This window comes from Methyloversatilis sp. (assembly GCF_030698125.1).
In the GTDB taxonomy this organism is placed as follows: domain Bacteria; phylum Pseudomonadota; class Gammaproteobacteria; order Burkholderiales; family Rhodocyclaceae; genus Methyloversatilis.
Map to the genome: position 1 here is coordinate 131,993 of NZ_JAUYNV010000004.1, position 16,369 is coordinate 148,361.

The 16,369-nt window shown below is 65.2% G+C and carries 21 protein-coding genes; 20 read left to right on the forward strand and 1 reads right to left on the reverse strand.

The genetic code is table 11. From position 1 onward, the window contains the following. The first annotated feature begins 19 nt into the window (after window positions 1–19). Window positions 20–1,678 carry a ShlB/FhaC/HecB family hemolysin secretion/activation protein gene (locus Q8Q80_RS01230; protein WP_305631178.1) on the forward strand — a complete coding sequence of 553 codons (1,659 nt, stop codon included), beginning with the start codon at window positions 20–22 and terminating at the stop codon, window positions 1,676–1,678. A 289-nt stretch (window positions 1,679–1,967) separates the two neighbouring features. Further along, a complete protein-coding gene (locus Q8Q80_RS01235) occupies window positions 1,968–4,922 on the forward strand; it encodes a leukotoxin LktA family filamentous adhesin (RefSeq protein ID WP_305631179.1) in 2,955 nt (984 codons plus the stop codon). A gap of 93 nt (window positions 4,923–5,015) precedes the next feature. On the opposite strand, the gene Q8Q80_RS01240 is transcribed toward Q8Q80_RS01235, so the two are convergent. Beyond that, entirely contained in the window at window positions 5,016–5,813 is a 798-nt protein-coding gene (locus tag Q8Q80_RS01240) for a S24 family peptidase (RefSeq protein ID WP_305631180.1), read from the reverse strand. 116 nt (window positions 5,814–5,929) lie between these two features. On the opposite strand from Q8Q80_RS01240, the gene Q8Q80_RS01245 reads away from it, so the two are divergent. The 18 genes from Q8Q80_RS01245 to Q8Q80_RS01330 all read left to right on the forward strand — a co-directional run bounded on the left by Q8Q80_RS01245 (window position 5,930) and on the right by Q8Q80_RS01330 (window position 16,349). Further along, entirely contained in the window at window positions 5,930–6,313 is a 384-nt protein-coding gene (locus Q8Q80_RS01245) for a helix-turn-helix domain-containing protein (protein WP_305631181.1), read from the forward strand. Window positions 6,314–6,315: 2 nt separating this feature from the next. Beyond that, window positions 6,316–6,753 carry a hypothetical protein gene (locus Q8Q80_RS01250; protein ID WP_305631182.1) on the forward strand — a complete coding sequence of 146 codons (438 nt, stop codon included), beginning with the start codon at window positions 6,316–6,318 and terminating at the stop codon, window positions 6,751–6,753. 11 nt (window positions 6,754–6,764) lie between these two features. Further along, complete coding sequence (locus Q8Q80_RS01255; RefSeq protein ID WP_305631183.1) at window positions 6,765–9,005, forward strand: Mu transposase C-terminal domain-containing protein; 2,241 nt, start codon at window positions 6,765–6,767, stop codon at window positions 9,003–9,005. 58 nt (window positions 9,006–9,063) lie between these two features. Further along, complete coding sequence (locus Q8Q80_RS01260) at window positions 9,064–9,801, forward strand: AAA family ATPase (RefSeq protein ID WP_305631184.1); 738 nt, start codon at window positions 9,064–9,066, stop codon at window positions 9,799–9,801. Further along, window positions 9,801–10,157 carry a VVA0879 family protein gene (locus Q8Q80_RS01265; protein WP_305631185.1) on the forward strand — a complete coding sequence of 119 codons (357 nt, stop codon included), beginning with the start codon at window positions 9,801–9,803 and terminating at the stop codon, window positions 10,155–10,157. The genes Q8Q80_RS01260 and Q8Q80_RS01265 overlap by 1 nt, the downstream gene beginning before the upstream one ends. Beyond that, window positions 10,144–10,341, forward strand: a complete 198-nt coding sequence (locus tag Q8Q80_RS01270; RefSeq protein WP_305631186.1) for a hypothetical protein — start codon at window positions 10,144–10,146, stop codon at window positions 10,339–10,341. Before Q8Q80_RS01265 ends, Q8Q80_RS01270 begins: the two co-directional genes overlap by 14 nt. Beyond that, window positions 10,338–10,802, forward strand: a complete 465-nt coding sequence (locus Q8Q80_RS01275; RefSeq protein ID WP_305631187.1) for a hypothetical protein — start codon at window positions 10,338–10,340, stop codon at window positions 10,800–10,802. Before Q8Q80_RS01270 ends, Q8Q80_RS01275 begins: the two co-directional genes overlap by 4 nt. Further along, entirely contained in the window at window positions 10,802–11,071 is a 270-nt protein-coding gene (locus Q8Q80_RS01280) for a hypothetical protein (protein ID WP_305631188.1), read from the forward strand. The genes Q8Q80_RS01275 and Q8Q80_RS01280 overlap by 1 nt, the downstream gene beginning before the upstream one ends. Next, entirely contained in the window at window positions 11,068–11,691 is a 624-nt protein-coding gene (locus Q8Q80_RS01285; RefSeq protein ID WP_305631189.1) for a hypothetical protein, read from the forward strand. Before Q8Q80_RS01280 ends, Q8Q80_RS01285 begins: the two co-directional genes overlap by 4 nt. Then, window positions 11,688–12,008 (forward strand): hypothetical protein, encoded by a 321-nt coding sequence (locus Q8Q80_RS01290; protein ID WP_305631190.1) that lies wholly within the window; start codon window positions 11,688–11,690, stop codon window positions 12,006–12,008. Before Q8Q80_RS01285 ends, Q8Q80_RS01290 begins: the two co-directional genes overlap by 4 nt. Continuing rightward, window positions 12,005–12,277 carry a hypothetical protein gene (locus Q8Q80_RS01295; protein WP_257096831.1) on the forward strand — a complete coding sequence of 91 codons (273 nt, stop codon included), beginning with the start codon at window positions 12,005–12,007 and terminating at the stop codon, window positions 12,275–12,277. Before Q8Q80_RS01290 ends, Q8Q80_RS01295 begins: the two co-directional genes overlap by 4 nt. Further along, on the forward strand, window positions 12,274–13,080 hold the full coding sequence (locus tag Q8Q80_RS01300) for a hypothetical protein (protein WP_305631191.1): 807 nt from the start codon (window positions 12,274–12,276) through the stop codon (window positions 13,078–13,080). The genes Q8Q80_RS01295 and Q8Q80_RS01300 overlap by 4 nt, the downstream gene beginning before the upstream one ends. After that, window positions 13,077–13,673 (forward strand): host-nuclease inhibitor Gam family protein, encoded by a 597-nt coding sequence (locus Q8Q80_RS01305; protein WP_305631192.1) that lies wholly within the window; start codon window positions 13,077–13,079, stop codon window positions 13,671–13,673. Before Q8Q80_RS01300 ends, Q8Q80_RS01305 begins: the two co-directional genes overlap by 4 nt. Before the next feature lie 17 nt (window positions 13,674–13,690). Further along, on the forward strand, window positions 13,691–13,930 hold the full coding sequence (locus Q8Q80_RS01310) for a hypothetical protein (protein ID WP_305631193.1): 240 nt from the start codon (window positions 13,691–13,693) through the stop codon (window positions 13,928–13,930). 2 nt (window positions 13,931–13,932) lie between these two features. Further along, entirely contained in the window at window positions 13,933–14,208 is a 276-nt protein-coding gene (locus Q8Q80_RS01315; RefSeq protein ID WP_305631194.1) for an HU family DNA-binding protein, read from the forward strand. Window positions 14,209–14,297: 89 nt separating this feature from the next. After that, entirely contained in the window at window positions 14,298–14,945 is a 648-nt protein-coding gene (locus Q8Q80_RS01320) for a phage protein GemA/Gp16 family protein (protein WP_305631195.1), read from the forward strand. A 1-nt stretch (window position 14,946) separates the two neighbouring features. Next, window positions 14,947–15,378 carry a Mor transcription activator family protein gene (locus Q8Q80_RS01325; protein ID WP_305631196.1) on the forward strand — a complete coding sequence of 144 codons (432 nt, stop codon included), beginning with the start codon at window positions 14,947–14,949 and terminating at the stop codon, window positions 15,376–15,378. Window positions 15,379–15,407: 29 nt separating this feature from the next. Further along, entirely contained in the window at window positions 15,408–16,349 is a 942-nt protein-coding gene (locus Q8Q80_RS01330) for a hypothetical protein (protein WP_305631197.1), read from the forward strand. Window positions 16,350–16,369: the final 20 nt, after the last annotated feature.

Consider the following 16,369-nt stretch of genomic DNA (forward strand, 5'->3'; position numbering starts at 1 on the left):
CCGCAGGACTCCGCTGGCCGTGGCAGCACTGACGTGCGCCCTGGGCGCGGCGGCGCCGGCGCAGGCGCAGGTGACCCCGCAACTGCCGCCTGCAGCCGACCCGGGCAGCATCCAGCAGCGCTCGCTGGAGCTCGAGCGGCGGCTGCGCGAAGAACGCGAACGCCGGCCGGAGTCGGAGCCGTCGATCGACCGCGAAGGGCTCAAGCCTGCGCCGGCCAGAAAGCCGGCGGTGACGTCGAGTTTTCTGCTCAAGCGCATCGACTTCACGAAGTCGGAACTGCTGTCGGAAGAGACGCTGCGCGGGCTGGCGGCGACGGTCGAAGGACGTGAAGTCACGCTGGCCGAAGTGGTCGAAGTCGTCGAGCGCATCAACACGCTGTATCGCGAGCGCGGCATCCCGACCGCGCAGGCGGTGCTGCCGGCGCAGGAAGTGGCCGACGGCAATGTGACGATCAAACTGGTCGAAGGGCGTGTGGGTGACATTCTGCTCGAAGGGAACGCGAGCACCGCCGACAGCTTCATCCTGTCGCGGCTCGGCCAGACGAAGGGCGATCTGGCGGACGTGGGGGCGCTGGAGCGCAGCATGATGCGCTTCAACCGCAGCCAGGATGTGCAGCTGCGCGCCGAACTGAAGCCGGGCGCGAAGTTCGGCGAAACCGATGTGGCGCTGACGGCTGTGGAGCCGCCGAAACACGAAATGCGCGTGTTCGCCGACACCAGCGGCAGCTACGCGACCGGCGTGTATCGGGCCGGCGTGTTCTACCAGAACCGCAGCCTGTTCGGCTTCCGGGACGCGTTGAGCGCGTCGCTGATCGGCGCGGAGACGGGGGGGCACGAAGGCCGCGCACTGTCATACAGCATTCCACTGGGCACGCTGGGCACGCGGCTCACGCTGTCCTGGTTCGAAGACCACACGCGGATCAAGAACGGCCCGTTCGCGCCGCTGCGCATCCGCGGTGAATCGACGGCATGGACGGCGTTGCTGCGCCATCCGCTGCTGATCGGCAAGAACTACCAGCTCGATGTGCTCGGCGGGGCGAAGAAGCGCAAGACGGAAAGCTGGATCGAGGGGCGCAAGTTCCAGTCGACCGACATCGACGACGTGTCGGCGGGCGTGGATGCGCAGTGGTGGGAAAGCGACCGGATCTGGACCGGATCGCTGACCTACTCGACGGGGGATGCGGACCCGATCGACGATGTAGTGTCGACCTCATTCAAGATCTGGCGCGGTTCGGTGCGCCGCGTGCAGGAATTCGGCGAAGGCTGGTCGGTGCACAACACGGTGGCCTTCCAGTACACGCGTGACGAGAACCTGACCTCGAGCGAACAGTTCCTGATCGGCGGCGAGGGCAGCGTGCGGGGTTACCAGACAGGTCTGTTCAGCGGCGACAAGGGGCTGATCGCGTCGGTGGAACTGCACCACCCGCTGCCGCAGGCGCCGGTGGCGCCGATCAGGACCAGCGGTTTCCTGTTCCTCGACTACGGCGCCGTGGAGCCCTTCCGTCCGCCGGAATCGACGCGCGGCAGCGACACGATGGCGAGCTACGGCTGGGGGCTGAACGCGAACATCAATCAGAACATTTCGGCCCGGGTGACGCTCGGGCTGCCGATCCGCGACCGCCCGCAGGAGCCGCGTGGCTACTACGTGCACGTTCAGGTCGTCGCCCAGGTGTTCTGACGGCGCCGGGACAACCGCGGCGTGCACCGCGCCACGTCTGGCCGCTCGGCTGGTGCCTGCGCGGCGCCCCACTTTTGCGCTGGCGGGAGATTGAAAAGTGCCGTTCCGGATCCGATTCCTGAGCTGAAGACGTTCGGTCGATTGCCGGCAAGGTTCAGCGCATTTTCCGTTGCCGGATCGCCGACGATAGGGCCGTGATGCGTCACTTCTCGTGACATTGCTCAAGATCAAGTAGGAGTTTGTCCTACAAGCGCACATTGGTTTTTTTGATGATCGAAAAGGATCAGCAATGAAACCGACGCGCTCCACTTCAAGTCTGCCTGGCCTGCGCACGCTATCGGCGGCGCTCGCGCCCTCTTTCTGCACCCTGGCGGGCATGGCGAGCCTGCCGCTGCTGATGTCGCCGGCGGCGTGGGCGCAGGCGATCCAGGCCGATGGCCGGACGCTGACGACGGTGAGCACGGCCGGTGCGGTGACGGACATCCGGACCGGCACGATTGCGGGCAACTCCGGTTTCAACTCGTTCAACACCTTCAGCGTCAATTCGGGGCACACGGCGAACCTGCACATGCCGAGCGGTGCGGTGAATCTGGTGAACATCGTGCGCGACGCGCGCACCGATATCCACGGCACGCTGAACGCGATCCGCGACGGTCGGATCGGCGGCAATGTGTTCTTTGCCAATCCGCACGGATTTGTCGTCGGCGCGGGTGGCGTGGTGAATGTGGGTTCGCTGTCGGTGAGCACGCCGACGCAGGGCTTCGCGGACCGCTTCTTCGTCAATGGTCAGCCGGACGCAGGCGCGGTGGGTCAGTTGCTCAACGGGACGGCACCGCTGTCGAGTGCGGCGATCCGCATCGACGGGCGGATCAATGCGGTCGACGGCGTGACGCTGGCGGCCGGCACGGTGAGCGTGGCCGGCGCGGTGCTGACGGGGGCGCGCTTCGAGGGGCGTGCGCCGGACTTCACCGACATCGTCAATACGCAGGGAGTGAGCACGGGCAGCCGGCTGGTCGAGCGTGCGGGGCGTATCTACATTGCGGCGGACGAGGACATCGAAATCGCCGGCACGCTGGATGCGCGCGGCGGCGGCGGCACCGACGGGGGCGAAATCAAACTTGAGGCCGGGCGCGACATCCTGGTCGACATCGACGCGATGGTGACGGCGGCGGGTGACGGCGCGGATTCGGACGGCGGGCGCATCGACTCGATGGCGCAGCGCAACGCGACGCTGCGCAGCGGCGCGGTGATGGACGCGAGTGCCGGGGCGAGCGGCGATGGCGGCTTTGTCGAGTTCTCGGCGAAGGACACGGTGGAACTCGCCGGTGGCCAGTTCCTCGCTGACGGCAGGGCGGGCGGTGCAGCGGGCCTGGTGCTGATCGATCCGCTGAACATCGTGCTCAGCGCAAACCTGCTGCGCGGTGCCGGCGGCTACACCGGCATTCCGGCCGGGCCGGACAATGGCGTCAGCGTCACCGGTGCCAACCTGGTGCTGCAGGCGGACAACAGGATCACGGTGAACGAAAACGTGACGGTATCCAGCCGCCGTGTCGCCGGAACCGACGCGGCGAGTCACGCGACCGGCGCTTCGGTCGGGCCGTCCGGCGACATCACCTTCGAAGCGAAGCACATCGACCTGAAGTCCGGCAGCAAGGTGCTGGCGCACGCCGACGGCGATTTCGCCCCTTTCGGAGGCGACATCCAGTTGCTGGCCACGGACAACCAATCGACGCCAGTGCTGGGCTCGGTCGAGGATTCCATCGCGTCCATCACCGTCAACAACGCCACCATCACGGGGCGCGATGTCACGCTGAAGGCCGACGCGAACGACAAATGGGTGTGGACGGGCGAGGAGTACACCGACGCGCTGCTCGGCTTTCTCGACGATCTGGCGCTGGTGGTCGATGCCACCGTGTCGGTTGCCCACGCCACGATAGATGTCGATGGCGGCGCGCGCATCGAAGCGAGTGGTGATCTGAAGATCGAATCGGTGGCGGTGACCGATGCGTCGATGCGGGTGGTCGGCTCCGTGCTCGGCATCGGCTACGGCGAAACCGACGCGCTGGCCACGGTCGACATCAAGCGCGCCACATTGTCGTCCGGCGGCGCGATGACGCTGCGCTCGCAGGCCGACAGCACGCTGCTGGTGAAGGTCGACACGATCAACTCCGGTCACTACAACAACATGCTGTCGACGGCCAGCGAGTACGCCAACTTCGCCTTCGCCGTCGGCATCGCGAATCAGCGCGCCGAAACGACGGTGGGCAGTGCGGCGGTGATCGCGAAGGCGGCATCGCTCGATGTCGAAGCGACCGGTGCCAAGTCGATCGAGGTGTCGGCCACCGGCAGTTCCTTCAAGGACGGCATGGCCTCGTCCGGCATCGCGGTGCTGGTGAACACCACCACGATGACCGCTTCGCTGGGTGGCACCGTGACCGATGCCGGCCGCGTGAGCGTGACGGCCTCGCTGTCCGACGACGCGCAGACCGAGGTGGGCGCATCGGCGGGCACCGCGGGCGACCCCAACCCCGAAGAAGGTTTCAGCAACGCCCGCCCGATCGATGTGGCGCTGTTCGAAAAGCTGACAGCCTTCGTCGCCGGCGTGCCGAACAAGGACGCGCGCGCCGGATCGAGCGGCAACTTCGGCCTGTCGGCGTCCTTCGCATGGGTCGACAACAGCAACGCGGTGAAGGCAGAGATCGCCACCGGCGCGGGGGTGACCTCGCGCGGGCGTGTCGACGTGTTCGCGAACGCCGAGGAGTCGCTGTCCTTCGAAACGTCTGCGGCGGTCGACGAGCGCTCGCTGGAGGCGCCGGATCCCGACCACCCGCTGCCGCCCGACGAACAGAAGGCGAAGACGGAAGAAAAGAAGAAGATCGCGATTTCCGGTTCGATCGCGGTGATCGACGTGGCGCATCGCACCGATGCGCTGATCGGCGATGGCGCGACGGTGAATGCCGCCGGTGCCATCACGGTCGCAGCCGACACGAAGCTGACGCCGTTCTGGACGCAGTGGGTCGATGCCTACGACACGCTGGACACGATGGACTGGGCCGACCCCGACGCGTGGACGAATCTGGGCAGCAATCTGTTCGACCTGATCGGCCAGCCGATCAACGCGACGTCTTGGGTGCAGAGTGGCGTCGAAAGCGAAAGGCTGTCCTTCGCCGGCTGTGGGGAGGTGATCGTTTTGGCACAGCCGGAGATCCTGGCGAGCGACGATGAAACCCGCGCCAGACCGTGATCTGAGCCAAATGAGGCGCGGGTGAGGCTTTCGCGCAATCCGTGATCAAACCGCGCAGATTTGCGCGGGTTTTGGCACTGCAGCGGTCGTGGATCAGACCTTCTTGAACATGGGGCTACCGAGCACTCGGCCGTGCAGTTTGAAGTGCGGCTGATCGCGCAGCGTGCTCACCTCAATCGGCGGGTAATCGGCGTTCGAGCTTTCGATCACCAGGCGATCGCCGCGCAGGGATAGGCGCTTCACAAACAGGCCGTCGTCGAGCTCGAATACGTACGCGCCTTCACTCAGGCGCTCGATATCGCCACGGTCGATCATCACGATCTCACCGTCGTGGATGTCTGGCTCCATCGAACGACCGACTACCGGTATCAGTGCGAGGCGGTGCCACGAGACGCCGACCTGCGCTGCGAGCCATTTCCGGTCGAATGCGAGGCTCCGGGTTGCCTCGCCACCCTGCACGAACGCGCCAAACCCAGCACTGGCGCGGACATCGTAGTACGGGATGAATGCGTACTCGGCGATATCGATGTCGTGTTCGACCCGGTGTTGGGCAGGACTTCCGTCACCGGTCGTTAACTCGGTTGATCCAACAGGTCGCGAGTAACCGCCATCGTTGCTCAGCGATGAGTTACTCAAGCTGGTGCGCTCGGACGTCAGCATCACGCCCTCTCCATCCAACAGCCAGCCCAGATTCAACCCCTGCCGGTGCAAAGCACGGAGAAGTTCGCCGCTCGGCATGTTGCTCCCGCTTTCGTTGTCCTGGATGCCGCGTTTCGACACATCGAGCGTCGCCGCGAACGCATCCTGCGACAGCTTCAAGTGTTTGCGAAATTCGCGCAGACGGCGCCCCACCGCCTCCTTGTCACTTTCGGGACTCAAAGCGTCAACCATGGCGGCGACCCTCCGCGACGTTGACACTTTTATATGTGCCTGATTTGACGAGTAAAACCATTTTCATGCGAAGAAAGGCGAAAAGTTAAGCGTCAACTTCCATTCGTCGCGTTGACATGGCACGTAACAACGTGCTTAATGCACATATCAACGGCACACGAATACGTGACATGGAACGTACCTCGGCACCAAAAAAAGCCAGTCAGGCAAACGACTGGCACCCGGCAGATATCGTCGCGGCTCTTCGCAAGGCGGGCTGGTCAGTACGCGGACTCGCCCATCGTCACTCGGTTACTCCAACAACGATTTCCCGTGCGATGCGGCAGAGCTCCGCCGCCAACGAGAAGCGCATTGCCGAGGCACTGAAGCTTGATCCGAAACTGATCTGGCCGTCTCGCTACAACGCTGACGGAAGCCGCAAGTTGCAAGGCTTCCAAGCCATTCGACAGTGTACTCGCGAGACTGTCGCGCGCAATGGCAAGGATAGGGCGGCTGCCTAGACATGAGTCGCGACTCGCTCACCGTCGACATGTTCACGCCTTACGCGGTGCCGACGCCTCATGCGCCGCTGCCTGGCGCACTGGCGTTCAGCGCGGTACTGCGCGGGCTGCTTTCCGAGGCGATCAAGGCGTCGCCGCTGTCTCGGGAAGAGATCGCAGCGCGCATGTCAGTGCTCACCGGGCAAGAGATCACGCTGCACATGATCAACGCCTGGACGGCGGAAAGCCGCGAAGGATGGCGCTTTCCGCTTGAGTTCGCGCCGGCGTTCGAGGTGGCGACCGAGACGCACTCCATCACCGCCTGGCTGGCCGACGTGAGGGGCGGCAAATTACTGGTTGGCCGTGACGCGATCAACGCCGAGCTCGGACGCCTGGAGCGGATGCGCGACGAAGCCGCGCGACGCATCAAGCAGCTCAAACGCACGGTGGGCGACGAATGATCCCGGCGACCGTGAAAGAGCTCGCGGACGTGCTCGCCGTCTCGAAACAGGCCGTACTGCAGCGTGCCGCACGCGAGGCATGGCGCTTCGTCGAGCAAACCGTACGCGGCGGACAGCAGAAGGCATACCTGGTCGAGGCGCTGCCTGAATCACTTCGCATCGCGCTCATCACCGCCCGCATGCAGGTACCCAGCAACCCCGCCGCCGCGACGCCATCCGCTGCGAACGGTTCGGCCGGCACTTCGGTACCGGCCGCTTTTTCTTCCCGGTCGTGCGCCATTGCGGCGACTGATCTCACCGACACCCAGCGAGCCGCGCGCGACGCCCGTGCAGCAGTACTTGCCGCCGTGCGTCGCCTGCAAGCCGACGCCGGCTGCGCCCAGGAGGCCGCCATGGTGACGCTGCTCACCCATGCGCGCGCCGGCCGGCTCGAAGGGCCGCTCGACAGCCTGCTGCGCGCCGCAAGAGACAACCGTGGTCGCAAGGTCGATGAATACCCCTCCGTTCGCACCCTGAAGCGCTGGCTCTCGGCCCCCGATCTCGCGCCGAGGCGGCCTGTGGCAGACATGCGTGTGCCGGCTTGGGCGGCCGACTTCCTGCGCGAGTACCGCAAGCCCCAGAAGCCAGGCGTCACCGAGGCCTACGAGGCGTTCGCCATGCAGTGGCCCGGTGTATCGATCCACCAGGTGCGCCGATTCCTCGACAAGCTGGGCGAAGTCGAGCGCAACCGCGGCCGCATGCTGCCGCGAGAACTGAAGGCCCTGAAGCCCTTTGTCCGCCGCGGCACCGATGGCCTGCTGCCGGGCGACATCTACACCGCCGACGGCCACACCTTCGACGCCGAGATCGAGCACCCCGACCACGGCCGGCCGTTTCGCCCGGAGATCACGGGCGTGGTCGATATCGCCACGCGTCGCCTGGTCGGCTGGTCGGCGGGCCTCGCTGAAAGCACATGGACCGTGCTCGATGCACAGCGCCACGCCTTCACCCGCAACGGCCTGTGCGCGATCTGGTACGTCGACCGCGGCGCCGGCTTCGCCAACGCCCTGCAGGCGGACGAAGTACTCGGCGTCATCGAGCGCATGGGCATCCGCATCGAGCACTCGCTGCCCTACAACTCGCAGGCCCGCGGCGCCATGGAGCGAAACCATCCGTCAGTCTGGATCCGCGCAGCAAAGAAGCTGCCCACCTACATGGGCCGCGACATGGACCGCGAAGCGCGGCAGAAGGTGTTCAAGATCACCCGTGCCGCACTCAAGGATGGCCGCCGCAGCGAGTTGCTCATGGCCTGGCGTGACTTTCTCGCCTTCATCGAAGCGGAAGCCGAGGCTTACAACGCCCGCCCGCACAGCAGCTTGCCGCGCATCGTCGATTCGGAAACCGGCCGCCGCCGTCACCAGTCGCCGAACGAAGCCTGGCAGGCCGCCGTTGCGCAGGGCTGGCAGCCTGAGCTGCCGCGGCCGCAGGACGTGCAGGAAATGTTCCGCCCGTACAAGCTCGCCATCGTGCGCCGCGGCGAAGTGGTGCTGCACACCAACATCTACTTCGCCCAGGCCCTGGCCGACCTCGACCTGCACGGCGAGAAAGTGCGCGTCGGCTACGACATCCACGACCCGTCGTCCGTGGTCATCCGCGATCTGGACGGCCGTTACATCTGCACCGCCGAACTTGACGGTAACAAGCGCGGGTACTTCCCGCAGTCCGTCATCGAGCAGGCACGCGACAAGCGCGCCGCGGGCCGCGAGCGGCGCCTGCAGGACAAGCTCGAAGAAGTGCGCGCCGAGCGCGATGCCGGGCGCGTGCTTGAGCACAGCGCCGGCCCCGGCCTGTACGACCCGCTGCTCGACATCCCCGCCGTGGTCATGCCTGAAGCGCTTCAGCCGGCGCTGTCGTCCAGCGAGAAGCGCGACGAAACAGTCGTCACACAACGCGTTGCGGCAGGTGCGGACGAGTCGCGCCCTGCCGTCCCTGAAGTCGTCCAGTTACCCGGCACCCAGCCGCGCCCGCGCTTCGGCCCGGACGATGACCCCGACCAGTACCGCTGGCTGGTTCGCAATCCGCATGCCTGGGACGCGCTTGACGCCGAGTGGCTGCTCGAATTCGTGAGTGGTGGCCTGTACGAAAACCTGCTGGCGCGCCTCGCCTACCAGGGCGTCGCCTGGACAGCGGATCTGGAAGCACGGGCAAGGGAAGTGATGCGTGGCGCGCGAGACAAGCCGATTGACGAGAGTTTTGAGGTGGCCGCCGGTTGAGCTGTCACTCAACCGACGTCCGGAGCAACACAACGTTTGCAGTCAGGAGGGTAGCACTTTGAAAAAAGCCTTTGTCGAAACCACCAACGTCGAGCGCTTCCGCTCGGCGCTCGCCGCGGTCGAGCAACGCGGCGCACCGGAGGCGAGCTGGCTGCTCGTGTCCGGTGACCCAGCACTTGGCAAGAGCACCACAGTCAAGCAATGGGCCACGCGCAACCGTGCCGTGTATCTGCGCGCCAAAGAGTTGTGGACGCCCGGCTTCTTCATCCGCGATCTCGCGGCGGAGCTAGGCGAAGACGACGAAGGCTCGCTCAAGAGCGTGTTCGGCCGCGTCATCGCACGCATAGGCCACACACAGGCCACGATCGTCATCGACGAAGTGCAGCACTGCCTGCGCAACTGCGCCGCGGTGCTCGAAGAGCTGCGCGACATCACCGACACCACGGAAACCATGGCGGTGCTGGTAACCGGCGTCGAGCAGGTGCAAAGCCGCATCGGCAAGCACGCGCAGATCTCGTCGCGCATCGCCCGCGTGGTCGACTTCCGCCCCGCCTCGGTCGAAGACATCGGCCTCATGTGCGCCCAGCTGTGCGACGTCACAGTCGGCGCTGACGCTGTCGCGCTGATCCATCAAGAAGCGCAGGGCCGCATGCGCCAAACCATGAACGCACTGGTAGCGATAGAGGCCATCGCCCGTCGCAACAAGCTCTCGGCCGTCACCGCCGCCGACCTGAAGGGCGTGGCGCTGGTGCAGGACTGGCGCGTCAAGCGTCCCGCCTCGAAGGAGGCTGCGTAATGGATGAGATCAAGACATACACGCACGCGGAATGGCTGGCGGAAGCAGAGCGCCGGTTTGGCGCCGACCGTATGAAATGGCGATTCGTTTGTCCCTCCTGCAGCCACGTCGCATGCGTGCAGGACTGGAAAGACGCGGGTGCCAGAACAGGTGAAGTGGCTTTTTCTTGCGTTGGTCGTGCCCTGGGTACGCCTGAGGGCGACGCGCACGCCTTCCGCTACGCCGGTGGCCCCTGCAACTACACCTCCGGTGGCCTCTTCTGCATCAACGGGGTCCAGGTGATCACCGACGACGGAAAAACGATCCCGGTCTTTGATTTCGACGGCGCGGCGGAGGTGAGCGATGCCGCGCACTGAAACCATCCAGTGGATTGATGACGGCAGTCGTCCAGATGCCGACGAGATCGTACTGATCACCCTCGACGACGGCGAAGTGGTTGAAGGCTGGTTTGACGGCGAAGTCTTCCGCAACAGCCTGATCGACAACTTCGATGACGAAGTGATCGCCTGGGCGAACTGGCCGCAAGGGGCACGCGCATGATCGAGATTCACGCCCGCGTCCGCTACAAAACCGGCACCTACATCGCCTCCGGCGGTGGCCTGCGCGCGAGCTGCAGCGCCGGCCCGCGCATGGCCATCGAGCGATTGGCCGAAAAGCTCGCCGCCCGCTTCGACGTGCCGATTTACGCCGATATCGACTGGATCACTGGCTGCGAATGGCAGGTGCTGCTCGATGACCGTGAGCACCTCTTTGCCTGGTGCTGGCAAAACGGCGTGATCGAGTTTGGCGAAGCCGTGCCCGATGGCGCGCTGCACGTGCTCGACGGCACCCCCTTCGACGTGCGCGACACCATCGAAGCCACCGCGCGGCTGGCGCACGACGGTACGACATGGCTGGTGCCCGGCGTGCCTGAGGCCAGCGATGGCAAGGCGCGCGTGAAGGCGCTGATGGACTATCGCCGCTGGTTGATCGAGCGGCTGAGCGTGGAAGGAGCCGCGTGATGGCCGGCCGAATCCTCCCCCTCGGCGAAATGCCGCTGAACTGTGTCTCGGTCGGCTTGGCTACCCTGCAGCAGGGCCGATACGGGCTGCTTCGCTTGTCGCTGAGCGAGCCCGTAATTCACAACCAGCAGACCGGCCGCATCTGGACCATCACCTGGCCACAGCTTGTCGAACTCGCCCGCGCCGCCGGCATCGACGAACACGATCCGGCTGTCGCCGCCGAAGCGGCCAGCGCCATCGCTCGCGCGATGGGAAAGGCGGCGCCATGAGCTGGGTCGCCCAACGAGTACTCGCCGCCACCGGCACGGCTCAGCCCGGCGACTGCCTGCGCGAAGCCGATCTGGCGCTGCGCACCGGCCTGACCGAAAAGCAGACCGAAAACGCCTGCCGGGTGCTGGTGCGCCGCGGCCTGCTCTCGCGCCGCGTCGCCGGGTGCCACAACCTCACCGCCGAGGGGCGCGCCGCGCTCGATGCCGGCAGCCGAATCGCCAGCGGCCCGCAGCACCCGCATGTTGCCGGGCGGCGCATCGTCCGCGCCGAGACGGCGCGCGATCGCATGTGGTCAGCCCTGCGGATGGAGGGCAAGGCCACGCTCGACGATCTCGCCATGCTGGTCGCGCAGGGCACCGAAGCCGACCTGAAAAACAACCTCATGAAGTACATGCGGATGTTGGAGCGCGCCGGCTACGTGAAGCGCCTGTCGGTGAAGGAAGCGCCCCTGGTGCTCACCAGTAACGGCTGCATCCGCTGGTGGCTGCTGCCCGACCGTAACACCGGCCCGATCGCACCGCGCCCGGTGCCCAAGCGCCGCGCGCTCTACGACGCCAACCGCGACCGCGACTACCCGCTCGATGGCAGCGGCTGGGCACAGCCCGAGGAGTGTTCATGACCCCCGAAGCCCGCGAACTGTTCGACCGCGCGCTAGCGGAGCACGGCCCCGTGGAGGTCGCACGGCGGTGCGGCTACAAGAACCACACCATCGTCAGCCTCATCGCATCTGGCAAGTACGAAGCGAGCACCCAGCGCTTCGGCGAGCGGGTGCTCATCGCCTTCGGCGTCATCCGCTGCCCGCATCTGGGTATCGACATCCCCCGCACCGACTGCGCCGGCCACGCCCTGCGCAGCGTGCCCACCAGCAGCCCGGAAAAGCTGCGCCTGTGGGTCGCCTGCCAGGCCTGCCCGCACAAACCCAAGGAGGCTGCATGAACACCGAACCTGACCGTCAGCAGTATCTGATCGACGCGCTCGCGCCGCCCGATCGCAACATCGCAACCCTCGCTGATCTGTGTTTCGTCGCCGTGATCGCGCTGGCCACGGGCGTGCTGGCGATGGACTACTTCACTGCCCGCGAGATAGAGCGCTGGGTAGAGCGTGGCGGCGACCTCGCCATCGCCGGCTACACCATCGTCTGCGAACTGCCGCTGACCATCGACTGCCAGGCGCGGCTCATCGGCCCGAATGAGGTGCGGCCATGAGCGACGAACTCTCTGTCACCAGTCAGTTGTGCGAGTTCGTGCGCAAGCACGGCCCGGTGCGAACCCCCGCGCTGCGCGAGGCATTCCCCGAGTGCTCGAACCCATCGGCCTTGCTCGCAGGCCCGGTAAAGATCGGCTATCTGCTGTCGTGCGAAATCATCGGTGCAGGCGCCAACGGCCGGACGTCGAAACTCAACGAGTTCCGAGTCTCCGAAGTGGCAAGTGGCCAGTCGTACGAGGCGTTCAAGAGCAGAGACCTCGCTGCGCCCGCGCTTTCGGCGATACCGCTCAAACACCAGCCGTTGAGAAATCGAACGCCCTCAAGAGAGGCGCTCGAACAGCCGGTGCGGAAGAAGGCGATCGAGGCAGCGAAGAATCAGCCGGCGCCTCTGGCGAAGTGGCCGGGCAACAAGAAAGCGGCGGTCTACACGGAAGGCGCCATGCGCTTCGTTTCGGCGGAAGCATCGCCGAACAAAGCGGAGCCCAGATCCCCGGCTGCAACAGAGAAGCAGCCCACGAAATCGCATTCCGATGCGGGCTTCCGCACGGGGCCCGATCGCTCAGCCGCTCCGGACGGTGTGTCGAAGTCTGAAAGCCCCGCCACGCCTGTCGCTCAGGCGGCCGCTGGCCTCATCACAGCCCCGGTTTTTCTCATCACATCGCTGGGTGATCTGGTCATCTACGAAGGAACCCAGCAACTGGAATTCACCCCGGCTGCCGCGCTCGCGCTGGCCGACTTCACCGCCCGCGTGCGTCCGGCAATCGAAGCCGCGCTCGCCAACCACCCCGGAGCCTCCGCATGAAGTCCACCCCCGAACTCACCGCCATCCGCGACGCAGCGCAGCAGCTCGCCGCGAAAAACAGGGTGCTCACCGCCCTCGGCGCCGCGCAGCAGGCCGCGCTCGTCAAGGCCGTCGAGCCCATTACAAAGCAGTTTCGCAGCGCGCTCGACGAAGCAGCCGCCGAGCGCGCCGAGGCTGAAGCCGAATTGCTGCGCCTGGTCGAGGCTGCCCCGGCGTTATTCGGGAAGCCGCGCTCGATCACCGTCGATGGCGTAAAGACCGGCTTTCGCAAGGAGGAGGACAGCCTCGACTGGTCAGACGAAAAGGCCGTCATGGCCCGCATCGAAAACCTGCTGCCCGAGCTCGCCGATTTGCTCATCCGCACCGAAACCACCCTGGTGAAGGACGCGCTGGGCCAGCTCACCGAATCTCACTTGAAGCGGATCGGTGTGCGCAAGGTGCTCGGCGCCGATCGAGCGTTCGTCACCGTTGGCGAGTGCGATGTCGACAAGCTCGTGAAAATCGTCCTGGCGGATGCTGCCCGCCGCATCGGTGACGACGAACCGGCCAAGAAGGCCGGGAAAACCAAGGTCAAGGCCAACGCGTCGGCCTGAGTCGAGGAGGTAGGAAAATGCTTAAAGCATTGGATCATTTATCGGACTATCTTATTGTCATGTCTCTGAGCATGGCGGGCCTCAAAACGCTGGGCCATACGCCCGAGCTCAGTTGGCCGATGGTCTTTGCACCGATCTGGTTGCCGGCCGCGCTGATCGCGCTGCTCGTCGCAGCCATCGTCGTGCTCATCGCCATCGCCGCCGCGTGTCGCATCGTCGTAACCCCTTTCACCCGTAGCACCCCACCCAAGGAGTAACCATGAACCAAGCTGAAACCATCCGTGCCGTTGCCGAATCCGCCGAGGTCAGCCATGCCGAGGCCGAGCGCGTCCTGAAGGCTCTCGGGTACGTCGCCCAGGCACACCTTGATGCTGACGAAATCGTGCTGCCCGGCATCGGCAAGCTCAAGGCCAGCCCTCGCGCCGGCCGTACCGGCCGCAACCCGAAAACTGGCGAGCCCGTCGCGATCCCGCCCAGCACCACCGTCAAGTTCAGTGCTGCCAAGGCGCTGAAAGACGCCATCAACCTCGTCTGACCCGCGCGGGCCAAGCCCCAAGCGCCACGGCGTGCGCCGTGGCGCTTGATCCTTGCCCCTCCGACCTGCCCTGCATCGAAAGGACGCCCATGAAAGCCGCCGCCACGCCCATGATCTCGCCGCAGCTCGCCGCACGCCGTCGTGCCGTGCATGCCGCGTGCCGCCAGCTCGGCATGGACGACGACGCCCGCCGCGACTTCCTGCAGGCACACGCCAGCGTCCGTTCGACCAACGATCTCGATCTGCGCGCCTGCCAGCGCGTGCTCGATGCCGCCCGCAAAGCCGGTGCCGCACGCCCCGCGCCGGAGAAATACATTGGCCGCCACCCCGGCTACCCCGCGAGCTGCCGGCGCGGCTGCGGTGCGCTGATGGAAAAGGTTGAGGCACAACTGGCTGACATGAAGCTGCCGTGGGCCTACGCCACCGCCATTCTGCGGCACATGCACACCACCGCGAGACTCGAATGGGCTACGCCAAAGCAACTGCACGACCTGGTCGCCGCACTCGCCATCGAGCAGCAGAAGCGTCACCTGGTGGAAGCCGTTACTGCACTCGCGCGCGCCTTGGGCAAGACCGATGCCGACCTTGATCGCCTCGCGCGCGACCTCGCCCCTGTGCCGCGGCCGCTGCCGCCGAAGTGGCGCCGCGACCTGCGCTACCTCGAACTCATGGCGCAGCAGCTTTCAGCATCGTGGGCCGCACATCAGGCCGCGCAACGAGACCACGAGGCCGCCTGACATGAGTCTGCCGCAGTCCGTTGTAGATCTGATCGAGCTGCTCGGGTACGAAGCCGCGATGCGGCTGGTTGACGCGTTCGGCGGGCTTGAGATCGAGGTGCCAATGGGCCGGGCCGCTGCCAACCCTGAGCGTGGCAGCCTGACTGCGCGGTTGATCGAGGTACTCGGCGCAACGCTTGCCGCTCGCTTTATGCATACCTACGGAGGCGAGCCCTACTATGTCGCGAAGTGCATGCAGGCTATCCGTGATGATCGCGACCGATCGATTCAGGCCGACTACGACGCAGGCGTTCGCGTACCCGACATCGCACGCAAGTACATGATCAGCGAGCGCTGGGTCTGGGTGGTTCTCAAGCGCGCGATCGGCGATCAGCAGGCCGGGCGCAAGCGCGACGACAGTCAGTTGGACATGTTCAACACGACGAACGGATAATCCAAGCGCAATCGAAACGGGAGGGTGGGATGAGACGACTTTGCTACGTTCTGGTTTTGTTTTCGGTTTTCGCGCCTGCACAAGCCGCGCCAGACTCGGAGCGGTGCTACACGGGAAAATTCGAGGTGGTTGGCGACAACGGTCCCGAGTTGCGCACCTATGCGCAACGCCTTCCGCAAGCGCAGGCCTACATCCGTGAGGTTGAGACGGCTCATGAAATGGGCAGCGAATTGGTACTTGAGTTTGTTCGCAGCGGCGGCAATGCGGATGTCCGATCCCAGGTAGTCAAGTTCAAAGCCTTGCAGGAAAAGGGCGAGAAACTTTTCCCGTTGTGGACTCCGTATTACGGCTGTGGGCAACTGGGCTTTGCTGCCGGTGAATATTTTCGCGGTTATTTGGCGGCCGCCAACGGGCAAGGCAAACGCCAGATGGAAGACGGGCATCGTCTCTGGAACAGCACATCGACCAATTGCGACGCGGAATTGGACTATGGCCCGCCTGAACGATCGCTGAAACTACGCGCCCCCGGTGCGATCGGTAAGGTCCCGTTTCGTGGCTGCACGATGTCCATCGATGAGGCGGATAGTGCGCTGAAGGTATGGACCTGCCCAATCTCTTCGCTTCCAGGTTGCGCCGGCCACTCGCTGTCAGCCGGTGCCGCAAAAGCCAAAGCACGTTGGCTTCATGATCGAGTGACCGGCAAGCCGCAGACCGGCGCTCTCATGGCTGAGCGTATCGATCTCCCGATGTACAACCGCTACATCGAAGGGCAATTGAAACGGGCGATCAAGATTGCGCCGATCGATGAGCCCGAATTCAAGCCGTATCTCGTGTGCGTCAAGGCTGCAAAGAGCCTCTATCAGTTCGCGACGATCCGGCGTGCAGAGAACGGGCAGAGCGAGAAGTCTGAGAAATACCGCCAGCCCTACTGGCAGCAGATCGGTCAGTGCAAGGAAATCCTGGGTTCTTGACGCTTATCGATTGAGGTAAT